This is a genomic window from Pseudomonas sp. NPDC090752 (assembly GCF_055584805.1).
This window is the reverse complement of record NZ_JBVJLI010000031.1, coordinates 14,116-29,590: the sequence shown is the minus strand read 5'-3', so window position 1 is coordinate 29,590 and position 15,475 is coordinate 14,116. Positions and strand designations below refer to the sequence as shown.

At 63.3% G+C, this 15,475-nt stretch carries 16 protein-coding genes and 1 riboswitch; of the genes, 3 read left to right on the top strand and 13 right to left on the bottom strand.

Going from position 1 to position 15,475, the window contains the following annotated elements:
• Window positions 1–140 precede the first annotated feature (140 nt).
• The 7 genes from dxs to ACZ6YA_RS25475 form a co-directional block, all read right to left on the bottom strand.
• Window positions 141–2,036 (bottom strand): 1-deoxy-D-xylulose-5-phosphate synthase, encoded by a 1,896-nt coding sequence (gene dxs / locus ACZ6YA_RS25505; protein WP_465900471.1) that lies wholly within the window; start codon window positions 2,034–2,036, stop codon window positions 141–143.
• A 101-nt stretch (window positions 2,037–2,137) separates the two neighbouring features.
• Window positions 2,138–3,025, bottom strand: coding sequence for a (2E,6E)-farnesyl diphosphate synthase (ispA, locus tag ACZ6YA_RS25500; protein ID WP_465900470.1), 888 nt, complete (start codon window positions 3,023–3,025; stop codon window positions 2,138–2,140).
• Window positions 3,022–3,264 (bottom strand): exodeoxyribonuclease VII small subunit, encoded by a 243-nt coding sequence (locus ACZ6YA_RS25495; RefSeq protein WP_008092375.1) that lies wholly within the window; start codon window positions 3,262–3,264, stop codon window positions 3,022–3,024. Before ACZ6YA_RS25495 ends, ispA begins: the two co-directional genes overlap by 4 nt.
• 201 nt (window positions 3,265–3,465) lie before the next feature.
• The gene (gene ribB, locus ACZ6YA_RS25490; RefSeq protein ID WP_465900468.1) at window positions 3,466–4,116 is read right to left on the bottom strand and encodes a 3,4-dihydroxy-2-butanone-4-phosphate synthase; all 651 of its coding nucleotides are present in this window, start codon (window positions 4,114–4,116) and stop codon (window positions 3,466–3,468) included.
• An 80-nt stretch (window positions 4,117–4,196) separates the two neighbouring features.
• Window positions 4,197–4,338: riboswitch (FMN riboswitch) on the bottom strand.
• Between the two features lie 58 nt (window positions 4,339–4,396).
• On the bottom strand, window positions 4,397–5,287 hold the full coding sequence (locus ACZ6YA_RS25485; protein ID WP_465900466.1) for an alpha/beta hydrolase: 891 nt from the start codon (window positions 5,285–5,287) through the stop codon (window positions 4,397–4,399).
• An 82-nt stretch (window positions 5,288–5,369) separates the two neighbouring features.
• On the bottom strand, window positions 5,370–6,716 hold the full coding sequence (locus tag ACZ6YA_RS25480; protein WP_465900464.1) for a HAMP domain-containing sensor histidine kinase: 1,347 nt from the start codon (window positions 6,714–6,716) through the stop codon (window positions 5,370–5,372).
• Window positions 6,716–7,408, bottom strand: a complete 693-nt coding sequence (locus tag ACZ6YA_RS25475; RefSeq protein WP_465900462.1) for a response regulator transcription factor — start codon at window positions 7,406–7,408, stop codon at window positions 6,716–6,718. The genes ACZ6YA_RS25480 and ACZ6YA_RS25475 overlap by 1 nt, the downstream gene beginning before the upstream one ends.
• Before the next feature lie 191 nt (window positions 7,409–7,599).
• Here ACZ6YA_RS25475 and ACZ6YA_RS25470 point away from each other — a divergent pair, with 191 nt between their 5' ends.
• From ACZ6YA_RS25470 to ACZ6YA_RS25460, 3 genes are all read left to right on the top strand, one after another.
• Window positions 7,600–9,774, top strand: a complete 2,175-nt coding sequence (locus ACZ6YA_RS25470; protein ID WP_465900460.1) for a TonB-dependent siderophore receptor — start codon at window positions 7,600–7,602, stop codon at window positions 9,772–9,774.
• Between the two features lie 341 nt (window positions 9,775–10,115).
• A complete protein-coding gene (locus tag ACZ6YA_RS25465; RefSeq protein ID WP_465900458.1) occupies window positions 10,116–10,358 on the top strand; it encodes a hypothetical protein in 243 nt (80 codons plus the stop codon).
• A gap of 154 nt (window positions 10,359–10,512) precedes the next feature.
• Window positions 10,513–10,674: a hypothetical protein gene (locus tag ACZ6YA_RS25460; protein WP_465900457.1), complete on the top strand. Its 162-nt coding sequence runs from the start codon at window positions 10,513–10,515 to the stop codon at window positions 10,672–10,674.
• 182 nt (window positions 10,675–10,856) lie between these two features.
• Here the strand turns inward: ACZ6YA_RS25460 and ACZ6YA_RS25455 are convergent, their stop codons facing one another.
• The 6 genes from ACZ6YA_RS25455 to eutC all read right to left on the bottom strand — a co-directional run bounded on the left by ACZ6YA_RS25455 (window position 10,857) and on the right by eutC (window position 15,475).
• Window positions 10,857–11,558 (bottom strand): LexA family transcriptional regulator, encoded by a 702-nt coding sequence (locus tag ACZ6YA_RS25455; protein WP_465900455.1) that lies wholly within the window; start codon window positions 11,556–11,558, stop codon window positions 10,857–10,859.
• Window positions 11,559–11,730: 172 nt separating this feature from the next.
• A complete protein-coding gene (gene ppa, locus ACZ6YA_RS25450) occupies window positions 11,731–12,255 on the bottom strand; it encodes an inorganic diphosphatase (RefSeq protein WP_400798751.1) in 525 nt (174 codons plus the stop codon).
• A gap of 94 nt (window positions 12,256–12,349) precedes the next feature.
• Window positions 12,350–13,165, bottom strand: a complete 816-nt coding sequence (locus tag ACZ6YA_RS25445) for a M90 family metallopeptidase (RefSeq protein WP_465900453.1) — start codon at window positions 13,163–13,165, stop codon at window positions 12,350–12,352.
• An 8-nt stretch (window positions 13,166–13,173) separates the two neighbouring features.
• Entirely contained in the window at window positions 13,174–13,821 is a 648-nt protein-coding gene (locus tag ACZ6YA_RS25440; RefSeq protein WP_465900451.1) for a DedA family protein, read from the bottom strand.
• 254 nt (window positions 13,822–14,075) lie between these two features.
• Window positions 14,076–14,534 (bottom strand): GNAT family N-acetyltransferase, encoded by a 459-nt coding sequence (locus tag ACZ6YA_RS25435; RefSeq protein ID WP_465900449.1) that lies wholly within the window; start codon window positions 14,532–14,534, stop codon window positions 14,076–14,078.
• A gap of 110 nt (window positions 14,535–14,644) precedes the next feature.
• On the bottom strand, window positions 14,645–15,475 hold the full coding sequence (gene eutC / locus ACZ6YA_RS25430) for an ethanolamine ammonia-lyase subunit EutC (protein ID WP_465900448.1): 831 nt from the start codon (window positions 15,473–15,475) through the stop codon (window positions 14,645–14,647).

Here is a 15,475-nt window from a genome sequence, read left to right as displayed (position 1 = left end):
CCTGATCATGCGTATTAGCCTGTAAACAATGTCCCCGGTTTGAAATGTAAACGATGTCTTCGGTTTGTACCCGGGGCAAGCCCGCTCCCACAGGGTTTAGCGCAGAACCTGTGGGAGCGGGCTTGCCCCGCGAAGAGGCCTTATAGGCCGAGCTTGGCCATCCGGGCTTTCACCGAGGCCTCGATCCCAGCAGCATCCAGCCCACACTCAGCCAGCATCTGCGCAGGCTTGGCGTGTTCGACATAGATGTCCGGCAGCCCCAGGTGCAGCAACGGCTTGATCACGCTCTGGCTGGCCAGGAACTCGCCTACGGCAGCCCCTGCACCGCCCATGATGGCGTTCTCTTCAAGGGTTACCAGCAATTCGTGGTTGGCGGCCAACTCAAGCACCAACGCCTCATCCAGCGGCTTGACGAAACGCATGTCGACCACGGTGGCATTGATCTGCTCGGCAACTTGCAGGGCTTCGGCCAGTTGCACGCCGAACACCAGCAAGGCGACTTTTTCGCCTTGGCGGCGAACCACGCCCTTACCGATTTCCAGCGGTTCCAGGTCGCCGCTGATCGGCGCGTTAGGGCCGGTACCGCGCGGGTAACGTACCGCCGCCGGGCCGTTATACAGGTGGCCGGTGCTGAGCATCTTGCGCAGCTCGTTCTCGTCGCTCGGCGTCATCACCAGCATGCCCGGGATGCAACGCAGGTACGACAAATCGTAGCTGCCCGCGTGGGTCGGGCCGTCTTCGCCGACCAGGCCGGCGCGGTCGATGGCGAACAGCACGTCGAGGTTCTGCACCGCCACGTCGTGGATCAGCTGATCGTAAGCGCGCTGCAGGAAGGTCGAATAGATCGCCACCACCGGTTTGCTGCCTTCGCAGGCCATGCCCGCAGCCAGGGTCACCGCATGCTGCTCGGCGATGGCCACGTCGAAGTAGCGCTCGGGGTAGCGTTCGCTGAAGTCGACCAGGTCGGAGCCTTCCTTCATCGCCGGGGTGATACCCACCAGGCGATTGTCGGCGGCGGCCATGTCGCACAACCACTGGCCGAACACCGCGGAGTATTTTGGCCCGCTGGCCTTCTTCGGTGCGGCCGGCTTGTTAGCGGGTTCGAGCTTGGTGATGGCGTGGTAGCCGATCGGGTCGATTTCCGCCGGGGCGAAGCCTTTGCCTTTCTTGGTCACCACGTGCAGGAACTGCGGGCCCTTGAGGTCACGCATGTTGCGCAGGGTGGCGATCATGGTCGGCAGGTCGTGGCCGTCGATCGGGCCGATGTAGTTCCAGCCCAGTTCTTCGAACAGGGTGCCTGGGACCAGCATGCCTTTGGCGTATTCTTCGGTGCGGCGGGCGATTTCCCAGGCGCCAGGCAGGCGAGACAGCACTTTTTTGCTGCCTTCGCGCATGCTCGCGTAGGTGCGGCTGGAGAGAATCTTGGCCAGGTAGTTGGACAGGCCACCGACGTTGCGCGAGATCGACATGTCGTTGTCGTTGAGGATCACCAACATGTCGGCGTTGACTTCCTGGGCGTGGTTCAACGCCTCGAAGGCCATGCCGGCGGTCAATGCGCCGTCACCGATCACTGCGATCGACTTGCGCGCGCTGTTCTGCAGGCGGGCGGCGATGGCCATGCCCAGTGCGGCGCTGATCGAGGTGCTGGAGTGGCCGACGCCGAAGGTGTCGTACTCGCTCTCGCTGCGGCGTGGGAAGGCGGCAATGCCGTCCTTCTGCCGCAGGCTCAGCATGCGGTTGCGCCGGCCGGTGAGGATCTTGTGCGGGTAGGCCTGGTGGCCGACGTCCCACACCAGCCGGTCGTCCGGGGTGTCGAAGACGTAGTGCAGGGCGATCGTCAGCTCGATCACACCCAGGCCGGCACCAAAGTGCCCACCGGTTTGACCCACGGTGTAGAGCAGCTCCTGGCGCAACTCGTCGGCCAGGGTCTCCAGGTCGGCTTCGGCCAGCCGGCGCAGGCCGGCAGGCGTGTCAGCGCGGTCGAGCAACGGCGTGACCGGGCGTTCGCGGGGGATCTCTTGAAACGTCGTGGGCATCAGGCGAGTCGTTATAGGTGTTAAGACGCGGCAGTTTACCCCATTGTGGGAAAGACTGCCCATTCAGACGGGTGTGCTGTTGGGCCGCAGAGCGGCCCTGATCAATGCCGGCGTTCGACGATGTAGCGTGCCAGCGCCCGCAGCGGCTCTGCGTTTTCGCCCAGGCCTTGCAGGGCGTTCAGCGCCTGGTCGCGCAGTTCGATCGCATAGGCCTTGGCCGCATCCAGGCCCAGCAGGGCCGGGTAGGTTGGTTTGTCACGAGCTATGTCAGCGCCCTGGCGTTTGCCGAGGGTGGCGGTGTCGCTTTCCACGTCGAGGATGTCGTCCTGTACCTGGAAGGCCAGGCCGATGGCCTGTGCATAAGCCTGCAGGGCGTCCAGCTGGGCCTGGTCGGCGCGGCCGCTGGCCAGGGCACCGAGGCGCACGCTGGCTTCGATCAGCGCACCGGTCTTGTGCCGGTGCATGAATTCCAGCGCCTGTTGATCGAGCTTCAGGCCCACCGAGCCAAGGTCGATGGCCTGGCCACCGACCATGCCGGCCGGACCGGCGGCCTTGGCCAGGGCCTGGACCATGGCCAGGCGGATGCTATCGGGCTGCGGGCTCAGGCGTGGGTCGAGCAGGGCACTGAAGGCCAGACTCTGCAGGCCGTCACCGGCGAGGATCGCGCAGGCTTCGTCGAAGGCTTTATGGGTGGTCGGCTGGCCACGGCGCAGGTCGTCATCGTCCATCGCCGGGAGGTCGTCGTGCACCAGCGAATAGGCGTGGATCAGCTCCACCGCGCAGGCAGCGCCGTTGGCCTGTTCGGCCGGCGCGCCCAGGGCCTGGCAAGCCGCATAGGCGAGCAACGGGCGCACGCGCTTGCCGCCGTTCATCACGCTGTAGCGCATGGCGGCATACAGCCGCTCAAGCTCTTTGGAAGGCGCGATGAACAGGGGTTCGAGCGCGGCGTCGACGCGGGCCTGGCAGCTGGCCTGGTAAGCGCTGATCATGCTTCGGGCTCCGCATCGAAGGGTTGTGCGGCGAGCTCGCCGTCACGCTCCAGCAGGATTTGCACTTTTTGTTCGGCCTGGGCCAGGGCGCCTTGGCAATCGCGGGTCAGGGCGATGCCCTGCTCGAAGGCGGCCAGCGAGTCTTCCAGCGACAACTCGCCGTTCTCCAGGCGCTCGACCAGGGCTTGCAGGTCGGCGAGGGATTGCTCGAAATCGATGGAGGCTTTTTTGCGGGCCATGGCGACAGGTCTCGGTGGTGGATCAGAACGGCGCGACGTTAGCAGAGCGGGGCGGGGGGAGCAAACTTCGGCCGGATTTGCTGGCCTCTTCGCGGGGCAAGCCCGCTCCCACAGGAATAGCACCAAACCTGCGACTTGTGATAATCCTGTGGGAGCGGGCTTGCCCCGCGAATGGGCCGCAAAGCGGCCCCATACAATGCATCAGGCGAGTTCGGCTTCCAGCTCCACCATCGCCTCCCGACACCGCGCCAGCTCGGCAATGGTCAGCACCGGCAGGTTGTACTGCCGCGCATACACCGCCACCTGCTCACCCCGGGCCATGCTGCCATCGGGGTTCATCAGTTCGCACAGCACCGCCGCCGGCCGCAGACCGGCCAGGCGCGCCAGGTCCACCGAGCCTTCGGTATGGCCGCGGCGGGTCAGCACGCCACCGTCACGCGCGCGTAGCGGAAACACGTGACCGGGGCTGACGATATGCCGCTGCTCGGCCGTCGAGCGCAGCGCGGCTTCGATGGTGGTGATGCGGTCCTGGGCCGAAACCCCGGTGCTGACGCCATCGGCCGCTTCGATGGTGACGGTGAAGCCGGTGCCGTGGCGGGCTTGGTTGTTCTGCACCATCGGCGCCAGCTGCAGGGCATCGACGGTGGCTTCGTCCAGGCACAGACAGACGATGCCGCTGCAGTCGCGAATCATCATGGCCATGGTCTGCAACGACAGGTTTTCGGCGGCGGCAACGATGTCGGCTTCGTCCTCGCGGTCGTCATCGTCGAGCAGCAGCACGGGGCGCCCGGCCTGAAAGGCGGCGATGGCGGCGGACACATTGGGGAATTGCGGGTGATGCTTGGGGGACATGAAACGCTCCTCGTGAATGATCGATGAACGTCTCGGGGCGAACAAAATGCGCGCGCAAGGGCGCCCAAACGGCCCTTGGCTGACGCCTTCTTTCATCCGGACTATGACCGTCGGCTCTGGAGTCGCACCAGATCTGCTGACCCCCGGCATGGCCGGGGCGCTCGCGGGCTCATCTTTCGATTTACCGCCGGTGGGGACTTACACCCCGCCCTGAAGACCGGGCAAGCATACCCCAGAGTGCCACGGTGCTGGCAAGCCGACGATCTACGACCTTTGGCGATTACCGGGACATGCCTTCGATTACGGTCTTCAGCGAGGCCGGCAGCATCGGCCCATGCCCCAGCCCCTCGAAACGTTCATAGCGCACCTGCAAGCCAGGCACCTTGGCCAAGTCCGCAGCCAGCTCCCGCGCCGGGCGCTGCACATCGCCTTTCATTTGAGCACGCGGGTTCGAAGGCTCATCACTGCCGCGCATCAGCAACAATGTTGGGCGGCTGCCCGCCAAGTGCTGCTGCAGCCCCTGCGCTTCGCGAACGATCGCCCCGTCATGCCACCACAATGATGGACTGGCCGCCGCGTAGTCGCTGAACGCGTCGGGCCGGGTAAATAGCGCATGCAGCACCGCCAATCCGCCGTAGGAATGCCCCCACAGCGTCTGCCGCTGCAGGTCGATGGGCGCCACCCCAGCCACCATTGGCCGCATCCGTTGCGTCAGCAGGTCGAAGAAGGCATCCACGCCACCGCTCGGCTGGCCCGTCAGTGGGTCGCGCTGTTCTGCCAGCCCAGATACCGCAGGCGTGTAGTCGTAGGTACGCCCGGCACGCTCGATGCGCTGTTCGGTCTGGTAACCCACCGCTACCAGCAAGGGCGCCTGGCCAGCGGCGAGCTTGTTCAACTGCGCGCTGTCCAGGGCGCCCAGTGCGGCATTGCCGTCGAGCATCCACAGCACCGGATAACCCGCGGCGGGCGCCGGACGGTCCGGTTTGCCGATCCACAGGCGGTAGTGGCGCTGGCCATCGGCCGAATCCAGGTCGAGGTGGCTGAAGCGGTAGGCCAGGTCCTGGCGCTGCAGCAGCGAGGTGTCCATCTTCTGTTCGCGTTCGGGCTGCGCCAGCGCTACCGGAGTGGCCAGCGCCAGCGCCAAAGTCAGGGACAAGGTGATCGTGCTCATCTGGCGTCTCATTGAGGCTTTGCGAGGGGCGCAAGGCGTTTGAGCGAAGAGGATAATCAGTCCTGATTGAGCGTAAAGCGCATTAACTTTCTAAACATTCCTGGGCGATGGGCAGCAACAGGTGGAGGCAGAGGCCGGGATGGCCATTGCTGGCCCACAGCCGGCCGCCTTGCAGCTCGACCGCGCGGCGGGCGATGGCCAGGCCCAGGCCGAAGCCTGCGCCGCTGTCGGGTAGGCGCTGGTAAGGCTGAAAAATGCGCTCGAGGTCTGCTTGTGGCACGCCAGGGCCTTGGTCGCTCAGGCGCAGGTGCCAGCAGTCGCCCTCACGCCAACCATCGAGGCAAACCCGGCCGTCAGTGGGCGAATGGCGAATGGCGTTGCGCATCAGGTTTTCCAGTGCCTGGGCCAGGCTGTCCAGGTGCACCTGCACCCGGCAATCGGTGCCGAGCGAGCAGGGCAGGCGCGCGCGGTCCCAGTCGCTTTCGAAGCAGGCGTCCTGGCACAACGCTTCCCAGACCGACACTATCAGCACCGGTTCGGTGGGCAACTGCGGTTGCTCGGTGTCCATCCAGGCAAGGTCCAAGGTGTCTTCGAGCAGCTTCTGCATGTCGTTGACTTCATGCTCCAGGCGCTCGCGCATTTGCTCAGGCGGCAAGCCACTGTCGTGGGCGATGCGCAACCGCGCCAGGGGCGTGCGCAGTTCGTGCGACAGCGTGCGCAGCAGCAGGCGTTGCTGCTCCAGGCTTTGGCGCAGGCGCCCGGCCATATGTTCGAAGGCCTGTGCCAGTTCGCCAAGCTCGTCGCGGCGGTCTTGCAGCGGCAGGCCTGGGCTGTCCAGATCGTCCGCGCGCAAGGCATCGGCGCGGTCGCGCAGGCGGTTCAGCGGCACGATCAATTGTCGGTAGATCGCCAGTCCCAGCAGCAAGGCCAGCAGCGTGGGGGCGACGCCGTGGGTGATGACATGGGTCCAAGGTGTCAGGCCCGTCGGCAGCAGGCGTTCGGGCAGTTGCATCACCAGTCGCCCGTTTTCTGGATGCTGCGGGAATTCGATGCTGACGTAGGGCAGCTCATCGCGCAGGCGCCGGCTCATCGGCCAGCTGAGCTTGCGCATGAAGGTCAGGTGGCTGGCCTCATCGGCAGTCAACGGTGTAGTACCGAGGCTTTGCAAATGCGGGCCGATCAGCACCGCCCAGGTATCTTCAGCGCGCTCCAGTTCGCGGCGATAGGCCTCGGCGCCAGTCGCCCCAGCTTGTTGCCAGGCGTCTTCAGCCTGTTGCGCGTAGCGTGCGAGGTAGTCCTGGTCGGCCTGGGACAGGAAATAGGTGCTGCGCTCCACCGACAGGCCCCAGGTCCAGATCAGCCACGTCAGCAGCAGGCAGAAGCTGACCTGCAGGGCCGCCAACTTCCACAGCAAGGGATGGCGGCGCATCAGGCCTGTTCCGCGTCGACCAGGATGTAGCCCTGGCCGCGCACGGCCTGGATCTGCACATGCTGGGCGGCGATATCGGCGAGCTTGCGGCGCAGGTTGCAGACATGCACATCGAGGCCGCGGTCCAGGCGGGTATACGCCCGGTGCAGCACGGTCTGGTAGAGGAATGCTTTGCTCAAGGCTTCGCCGGGATGGGCGCTGAGCGTGGCCAGCAAGCGGAATTCAGACGTGGTGAGGCCGGCGGCCTTGCCGTGGTGCAGCACATCCTGCAGGTCCTGGTCGAACACCAGCTGACCAGCTTCGTTGTGCAAGTCCGTACCGCGACCGAAGGCCACGCGCCGCAGCAGGGCATCGACCCGCGCATCCAGCTCCGCAAGGCTGAAGGGCTTGGGCAGGTAATCGTCCGCACCGCGGGTAAAGCCGCTGATGCGGTCCTGCTCGGCGCCCAGCGCTGACATGAGCATCACCGGCACAGCCTGCTGGCGACGCAGTTCGTCCAGCAGGCTGAGGCCGTCGATGCCTGGCAGCATGATGTCCAGCAACACCAGGTCGAAATGGCTCTGCTGCAAGGCTCCCAGGGCTTCGGTGCCGGTGCTGCAGGCGTGGACCTGGAATCTCCGGTTGAGGAAGTGGCGTTGCAAGTCCTCACGCAGACGTGAGTCATCTTCGACGAGCAGGAGTGAGGTGGGCATATAGGTCTTGAATGAGAACTGGTATCAGTTGGCGATCATCCCACTGCGGGCGGAGGAGGGCAATCGTCCCGTGGCAATGCCGTGTGTTAAGAAGGTTAAGTCTGCTGCACCCCCGGTTTTCGTCCGGTATCGTTCGCAAAAAGAAACGTATTTCGTTTGCGATTAAATATCATTTGGGCGATAGGTGGGTCATGAGCGGTTTGAAAAGTGTGGGGAGCACGCGACGGGTTCGCGGAGGGTTGGTCGTGGGCCTGCTGGCGCCATTTTCGTTGTCGGCACTGGCTGAAACGGTAGCGATCCCGTCTACCGAGGACAGTTCGTTGGACCTGCCGGCATTGACCATCGAAGGCAACCGCCTGTACGACATGCTGCCTTCCGAGCAAACCGGTGGTTACAGTGTCGACGCTGCCACGGTGGGCACCAAGACCCCTGCTGCGCTCAAGGACATCCCGCAATCGATCACCGTCTACACCCAGGACTACGTCAAGGACCGCCAGTTCGTGCACCTGGATGACCTGGCCAAATACACCGCAGGCCTGCGCACCCTGACCAACGACAGTGGCCGTTCGTCGATCTACGCCCGTGGCTATGAATACAGCGAGTTCAACATCGACGGCCTGCCGGCGCCGATGGCCAGTATCTTTGGCACCGTGCCTTCGCTGGCGGCCTTCGACCGGGTCGAGATCATGCGTGGCCCGGCCGGCCTGTTCAGCAGCACCAGCGAGCTTGGCGGCATCGTCAACATGGTGCGCAAGCGCCCAACCGCCGAATTCCAGGGCCATGTCGAAGGCCGCTACGGCACCTGGGACACCAACCACGAAGAAATCGACCTGAGCGGGCCGCTGGACGAGGCGGGGCGCGTGCGCGGGCGCTTCATCGCCTCGCGTGACGACACCAATGGCGAAGTCGATTACAACGCCAACACCAGCAACAGCTACTACGGCGCGCTGGATATCGACCTGGACGACGACACCCAGCTGTCGTTCGGCCTGATCCACGAAGTGAAGAACATCACCCCGCACAACGGCTATCCGGCTACGTTGTCCGGTGAAGTCCCTGACTTCAGCCATTCCCGCTTCCTCGGCGCCGACTGGAACTACTTCGACGGCAAGACCACCGACCTGGTGGCCGAGTTGACGCACCGCTTCGACAACGGTGGCTATGGCCGTGTGGCGGCCCGTGGCTCGCATCGCGACACCAACTACCTGTATGCCTTCACCGCGACCAACACCACCACCGGGGCGAACTCCGAGCGCGCCAGCGCCCGCGATTTCACCCAGGACACCTACTCGCTGGACGCCAGCTATAGCCAGCCGTTCGAGACCTTCGGCCAGGTCAGCGAGTTCGTGGTCGGCACCGACTACAAGAACTACGACACCCAGTACCTCAATGGCACCACCAACCTCGGTGCGATCAACGTCAATACCTACACACCGACCCGCTTCGCCAAGCCATCGCCGAACTACAGCACCGAAACTGGCATGCAAGAGGAAGAGTACGGCCTGTACTCCAAGGTCACCTTCCGCCCGATCGAACGCCTGGCGCTGATCGCCGGTGGCCGCTTCAGCTGGTATCGCGGTGATTTCTACACCACGACCCTGAGCAGCGGGTCGACTGTGGACGACGACAAACGGGTGGATGGCCGCTTCACGCCATACGCTGGCGCGGTCTATGACCTGACCGAAAACCATGCGCTGTATGCCAGCTATTCGCAGGTGTTCAAGCCGCAGTCGGATACTGACGGCAATGGCCGGGTGCTCAAGCCGCGTGAGGGCGAGCAGTACGAATTTGGCCTCAAGAGCAGCTATTTCGGTGGCGATCTCAATACGCGCTTTTCGGTCTTCCGCCTGACCGACAAGAACCGCGCCAGCACCGAATATGACGAAGATGGCGTGGACACCGGCTTCTCCGTCGCCTCCGGCAAGACCCGCGTCAAGGGCGCGGAAGTGGAAGTCAGCGGCAAACTGACGCCAAATTGGGAGCTGTTGGCAGGCTACACCTGGATGGAGACCGAAACCGTCGACGGTGACGCCGAAACCACCTTCTTCATCATGCCGCGCAATCAGGCGTCGCTGTGGAGCAAGTACACCATCAGCCAAGGCCCGCTGACTGGGCTGGCTATCGGTGGCGGGGTGTCGGCTATGAGCAACTTCTATTCCGAGAACGGCGGCGTGCGCATCGATGCACCGGGGTATGCGACGGTGGATGCGATGTTGTCCTATCCGGTGACCTCGAAGCTGACGGCGACGTTCAACGTCAACAACCTGTTCGACCGGGATTACCTGTCGCGGGTGGGGTCGACGTCGACGTTCAACTTTTATGGGCCATCGCGCAGCATGATGGTGGGCGCGCGGTATGATTTCTGACGGGTTTCTCCTGAAATCATCAGATTTTTACCGTTGCTTGTAGTCCATTTCTGAAATAGCTTGCTTCCGCCTTTGCGCCACTGCGGTGGTTTTCGCTGCGGCCTAGTCTGGCTCGGTCGCTGCCAAATCAGCGACCGGGCCTGCAAGCCCGTTTAGAGAAGGCATGGTGAACACCAAAGCAGATGGCATTTCATCTAGCTCGTTTTATGGTGGCCGCGTGCGGGAGGTTTTCATACCTGCCGGTTTGCCTCTCTCCGGTCTTGTAGACCCGTACGTGGCCGCCACCCATCACACTGCAAGTAATGAGTGTCGACCTCTAACTGACGTCAGAGAGGATCACGATGCTTAAAATTGTCCCCGATCCACCCCACGATGTTCATTCCCTTGAAGACACCCTGATCCAGGCCACGGACTACGCGCTGTGCGCGGCGACTGTCGGCCATCAGGCGCTCCTGCTGCAGCCCAAATCCCCCGCGTCGATCTTGATGATGGCCTCGATTCATCAAATGGAGGCGCTGCGCGCTTTGCTCGAGTCGGCGCTGATTCAGGTGCAGATGCCCACGGTGCCTCGGACGCTGCACTAAGTCTCAGGTGATGTACTGCCTGGTCCGGCCTCTTCGCGGGGCAAGCCCGCTCCCACAAGTACTGCACAGGTCTTGAAATGTGTGATTTCCCTGTGGGAGCGGGCTTGCCCGCGAAGAGGCCAGCACAGGCACAGAATTTTCAAGGAATTGATTGATGACTTCTGACCAAAGCAAATTCACGGTCGGCAAGACGACATTCTTCCAAGGCGAAAATCAAGTCATTCGCGATGCGACGTCCGGCTGGCACTCATGGGCATATTGGGTAGGCATTAAAAAGCCGGCTTGTGGCCGGCTTCTCGGGGACGCTTCCGGCTAATTTATGGTAAGCCGCAACCGCCTTAACTGTGTGGCCAGCAAGGGCCTGAAAGAGAGGGCGAACGCTCGTGTGGAACGCTGCCGAGCCGTCTGGATCGCGGCTTGCGCGGGCCTGGGCTGAATGTGCGGCGTAGCATACAAGGGCCGACGCAGGATGCCCAGCAAAAAATGGCACAGGGTGTTTCAGTCAGGGCGATGCTGGCGGAAATGCGACCAGTGGAAGACCCAGCCGAGGATCTGCAAGCGCTGTGCATGGCGCTGGGTTGTGGTGAAGCGCTCCACGGTGAAATTGCGCCGGTCGTGGCTGTGCAGGCACAGCGTGCCATTGTGGCCCAGGCTCAGGCTGTTCACCCTGAGTGTGCCGTTGTGCATCAGGGCATAGGTTTCACCGTCTATCACCTGGGTCTGGCGGAGGTCGATGGCCAGGATCGCGTCGCGGAGGATCCAGGGTGCCATGTTGTTGCTTGGCATGGCCAGGCAGACCGCATCCTTCACCGCCACGTCCAGGGTCAGTAGTGCTTGGACGGGTAGTTGCAGGTAATGATTGTCGACGGCGACGAGCCGGCCATCACGCACCTCCTGATAGGGCACCTGCACAAACTGTGTGGCCGGGGTCAGCAGCGATGTTGGCGAATCTTCCCACTCGGGCTGCACGGCGATACTGCTGCGAATCGAACTGGGGTGCTTGGGGCCTTCGCCACTGCGCAGCCAGCGGCGCTGGACGCAGAACAGGTCGGCCAGTTCATCGAGACGGGCCAAGGGGATGCCGCGTTTGAACCAGTTGTTGACGTGCTGGGGCGTAACACACCGCTGTGCGGCGAAGTCGGAAGGGGTCAGGCCACACTCGTGAAGCAGGGCCTTGAGGCGGTCACCGGATCTGTTCATGCGGCCGAGTCTAGCGGCGGTGTGCCAGCCGGGAAATGAACCGGATGTTGACGCGAGCTGTGTGAAAAGGGCTTTGTTGTAGGGCGTTGGATTAGGATTGCGTAGGATTTTTTACCGCTAGCCGAGCACCCACAAAAAAGCCCCGCCGAGGCGGGGCTTCTTGCAATCGATATCAGCCTTTGTAGGCAGCGATCGACTTGGTGATCGCAGTGCGGGCGGCGTCAGCGCCTTCCCAGCCTTCGATCTTGACCCACTTGCCTTTCTCGAGATCTTTGTAGTTCTCGAAGAAGTGCTTGATCTGTTCCAGCAGCAGGCCTGGCAGGTCAGTGTATTCCTTCACGTCGACATACAACTGGGTCAGCTTGTCGTGTGGGACAGCGATGACCTTGGCGTCGCCGCCGCCGTCGTCGGTCATGTTCAGGATGCCGACTGGGCGAGCGCGGATGACCGAGCCCGGAGCAACGGGGTACGGGGTAACGACCAGCACGTCCAGCGGATCACCGTCGTCGGCCAGGGTGTTCGGGATGAAGCCGTAGTTGGCCGGGTAGAACATCGGGGTGGCCATGAAACGGTCGACGAACAGGGTGTCGCTGTCCTTGTCGATTTCGTATTTGATTGGCGCGTGGTTGGCTGGGATTTCGATGGCGACGTAGATGTCGTTCGGGTCTTGGCCAGGCTTGATATTGCTGTAGCTCATTGGGCAGTGCCCCCGTGTCTGATCAGAAAAAGTGGCGGCGATTATAGGCACATTCCGCCCCTGCATGCCACGCTTCACCGGATGCGCGGGCGCATCAGGCGTGGCTTTCGCGGTAGTCCGGGTGTTCGGCTTGCAAGCCTGTCAGGCGCGCCAACGGGTCCTGGCGGTAGAACAGCATGAGCTGCTGGTACACCTGTGGATATGCCTGCTGCAATAGATCCGGGGCGCTGAAGAAATACTCGCTGGTGACGGCGAAGAATTCCGCCGGATTTTCCGCAGCGTAGGGGTCGATGGCAGTTTCGGCGTCGGGGTCGGCGTCCAGTTGGCGGTTGAGGTCGTCATAGGCCTGCTGCATGGCCGTGGCCCAGGCTTGCACGTGCATGCCGGCGTGTAGCGGTGGCAGGCCGTTGGCATCGCCGTTGAGCATGTCGAGCTTGTGCGCCAGTTCGTGGATCACCAGGTTGTAGGCCTCCCAGCCGCCACTGCTCAGCACCCCGGCCCAGGCCATGATCACCGGGCCCTGCTGCCACGCCTCGCCGCTGTGTTCGGCATCCCACACATGTTCCACGCCACTGGCGTCGCGGTGGCGTTGGGGGCTTTTGAAGTCGTCGGGGTAAAGGATGATCTCATGGAAGCCCTGGTACCAGTTCAGCTCGCCGAGGTGCAGCAACGGCAGCTGGGCCTGGGCAGCGAGCAACAGGCGTTGCTCATCGTCCAGTTCGACCCCGGGCAGGGTCGTCAGGTGCTTGTCGAGCAGGAACAGGATGCAGGCATCGCGCAGCCAGCGGTCTTCGTCGTCGCTGATGCCGTCGAGCATCGGCAGGCGTTCGCGGACTGCCTGCCATTGCTGCGGATCGACCGGGTAGCGCGCCAGGGTGCGCTTGCGCCGCCAGGCGCTGAAGGACCACATGGACGTTGTCAGTGGGCCTTGGCCGTGCGGCTCAGGCGGCCGCGCAGCAGGCCGAGGACCATCGGCACCAGCGACAGGAAGATGATGGCGACCACCATCAGCGACAGGTGCTGCTTGATGAATGGCACGTTGCCGAAGAAGTAGCCGAGGGTCACCAGGCCGCCGACCCACAGCAGCGAACCGGCCACGCTGAAGCCCAGAAAGCGCGGGTAATGCATGTGGGCGATACCGGCGACGAACGGCGCGAAGGTGCGCAGAATCGGCAGGAAGCGCGCCAGGGTGACGGTCTTGCCGCCATGGCGTTCGTAGAATTCGTGGGTGCGCTGCAGGTAGTCGCGGCGGAAGATCTTCGAATTGGGGTTGTTGAACAGCCGTTCACCCGCCGTTCGCCCGATCACGTAGTTGGTGCTGTCGCCCATGATTGCCGCGGCCATCAACAGGCCCGCCAGCAACACCGGGTCCATGCCGCCACCGGCGGCCACGGCGCCGGCAATGAACAGCAAGGAATCGCCCGGCAGGAAGGGCATCACCACCAGGCCTGTCTCGCAGAAAATGACGGTGAACAGGATGGCGTAGATCCAGGGACCGTAGTTGGTGACCAGCAGGTCGAGGTAGGCATCGAGATGCAGGATGAGGTCCAGCGGGTTGAAATCCATGTACAGCACCTGTGTTCTTGACCCGCAGCTACGGGCACGCGGACCTGCGGGAGGGTAATTTTTCACACATGTCAGGAGAAGGCATTATACGGCTATGTAGGAATCATGCCCGGGGAGATTGTAGCGGGGGGTTACTGGGGCGTCAGTGCCGGCCTCTTCGCGGGGCAAGCTCGCTCCCACAGGTACTCTACTGCCCTCAAGAGCGGTGGTGTACCTGTGGGAGCGGGCTTGCCCCGCGAAAGGGCCGGTGCAGGCTAGTCCTGGCTGATGGGCAGGATGTAGTTCTCGAACTCGGTATCCTTGCGAAACCCGATGGATTCATAGGTCTTGCGCGCCGCCTCATTGTCGGCGCTGGTCGACACCCGCATGCGCACCGCCTGGGTTTCCTTGGCCATCTTCTTGGCCTCACGCATCAGGTGGTCGGCCACCAGCATGCGCCGCGAGTCTTCGGCCACAAAGATGTCGTTGAGAATCCACACCCGCTTCAGCGACAACGACGAGAAACTCGGGTACAGCTGGCAGAAGCCAAGCAGTTTGTCATCATCTTCATCTGGCAGGGCCAGATAAATCACCGATTCGCCGCGCTTGAGGCGTGTTTCCAGAAACTTGCGCGAGCTGTCCGGATAGGGCAGCTGCCCATAGAACTCGCGATAGCGGACGAACAGCGGGGTAATCAGGTCGAGGTGTTCCAGGGTTGCCTTGATGATGCGCATGAGCGGCCCTCAGAGTCCATTTGGGGAAACAGCGGAATGCCAGCAGCTTTGAAAAACCCATGCTGCCCAATGCCGGCCAGAAGCGCAATCCGCCCTCCGTGACAGGTTGTTTACCCTTTGCCGAGCAGGAAGTTGCCTTTCTGATTGGGGGTGTTTTCACTGTCGAGGGTATGGACCTGCGCTTCATCCTTCAGGTTCACGCCGGACAACTGCCGACGGCAGGCCTCGCGCATCAGGTATAGCAGGCGGTGCGCAGCCATGCCGTAACTGAGGCCCTCCAGGCGCACGTTGGAGATGCAATTGCGGTAGGCGTCGGTCAGGCCGACCTTCGGCGCATAGGTGAAATACAGGCCCAGGCTGTCGGGGGAACTCAGGCCCGGCCGCTCGCCGATCAGCATCACGGTCATGCGCGCGCCGAGCAGTTGGCCCACTTCGTCGGCCACCGCCACGCGGCCTTGCTCCACCAATACCACGGGGGCGCTGCTCCAGCCATCAGCGGCGGCCTGCTCTTCGAAGCGGACCAGGAACGGCAGGGTATGGCGGTGCACGGCCAGCGCCGAGAGGCCATCGGCGACCACGATGGCCAGGTCGAACCCGCCTGGGTTGGACTGGGCATGCTGGCGCAACTGCTCGGCCGAATCGTCACTCAGGCGCCGGCCCAGGTCGGGGCGTTGCAGGTACTGGTGGCGGTCGCTGGCGGCGCTGTGCAGTACCAGGCTGTCGCGTCCGCGAGCGTTGAGCTGTTCGGTCAGGGCCTGGTGGTCGAAAGCCAGGTGCACGGCGTCACGTGCCTGGGCGTGGGCGAATTGGAAGTCCAGCTGCGCCTCGGTCGGCAGGCTGGTGCCGCAGCGGCCCAGGGCGATACGCGCAGGGGTCAGGTTGCGCAGGGCCAGCCAGGGGCTTTCCTGGGTGGAGGGTGGGGTGGGAGTACGGTCTGCCAT

Coding starts and splice junctions, on each gene's coding strand:
- dxs (WP_465900471.1), bottom strand. CDS start 2,036: ATGCCCACGACGTTTCAAGAGATCCCCCGCGAACGCCCGGTCACGCCG.
- ispA (WP_465900470.1), bottom strand. CDS start 3,025: ATGATCAGCGCTTACCAGGCCAGCTGCCAGGCCCGCGTCGACGCCGCG.
- ACZ6YA_RS25495 (WP_008092375.1), bottom strand. CDS start 3,264: ATGGCCCGCAAAAAAGCCTCCATCGATTTCGAGCAATCCCTCGCCGAC.
- ribB (WP_465900468.1), bottom strand. CDS start 4,116: ATGTCCCCCAAGCATCACCCGCAATTCCCCAATGTGTCCGCCGCCATC.
- ACZ6YA_RS25485 (WP_465900466.1), bottom strand. CDS start 5,287: ATGAGCACGATCACCTTGTCCCTGACTTTGGCGCTGGCGCTGGCCACT.
- ACZ6YA_RS25480 (WP_465900464.1), bottom strand. CDS start 6,716: ATGCGCCGCCATCCCTTGCTGTGGAAGTTGGCGGCCCTGCAGGTCAGC.
- ACZ6YA_RS25475 (WP_465900462.1), bottom strand. CDS start 7,408: ATGCCCACCTCACTCCTGCTCGTCGAAGATGACTCACGTCTGCGTGAG.
- ACZ6YA_RS25470 (WP_465900460.1), top strand. CDS start 7,600: ATGAGCGGTTTGAAAAGTGTGGGGAGCACGCGACGGGTTCGCGGAGGG.
- ACZ6YA_RS25465 (WP_465900458.1), top strand. CDS start 10,116: ATGCTTAAAATTGTCCCCGATCCACCCCACGATGTTCATTCCCTTGAA.
- ACZ6YA_RS25460 (WP_465900457.1), top strand. CDS start 10,513: ATGACTTCTGACCAAAGCAAATTCACGGTCGGCAAGACGACATTCTTC.
- ACZ6YA_RS25455 (WP_465900455.1), bottom strand. CDS start 11,558: ATGAACAGATCCGGTGACCGCCTCAAGGCCCTGCTTCACGAGTGTGGC.
- ppa (WP_400798751.1), bottom strand. CDS start 12,255: ATGAGCTACAGCAATATCAAGCCTGGCCAAGACCCGAACGACATCTAC.
- ACZ6YA_RS25445 (WP_465900453.1), bottom strand. CDS start 13,165: ATGTGGTCCTTCAGCGCCTGGCGGCGCAAGCGCACCCTGGCGCGCTAC.
- ACZ6YA_RS25440 (WP_465900451.1), bottom strand. CDS start 13,821: ATGGATTTCAACCCGCTGGACCTCATCCTGCATCTCGATGCCTACCTC.
- ACZ6YA_RS25435 (WP_465900449.1), bottom strand. CDS start 14,534: ATGCGCATCATCAAGGCAACCCTGGAACACCTCGACCTGATTACCCCG.
- eutC (WP_465900448.1), bottom strand. CDS start 15,475: ATGGCAGACCGTACTCCCACCCCACCCTCCACCCAGGAAAGCCCCTGG.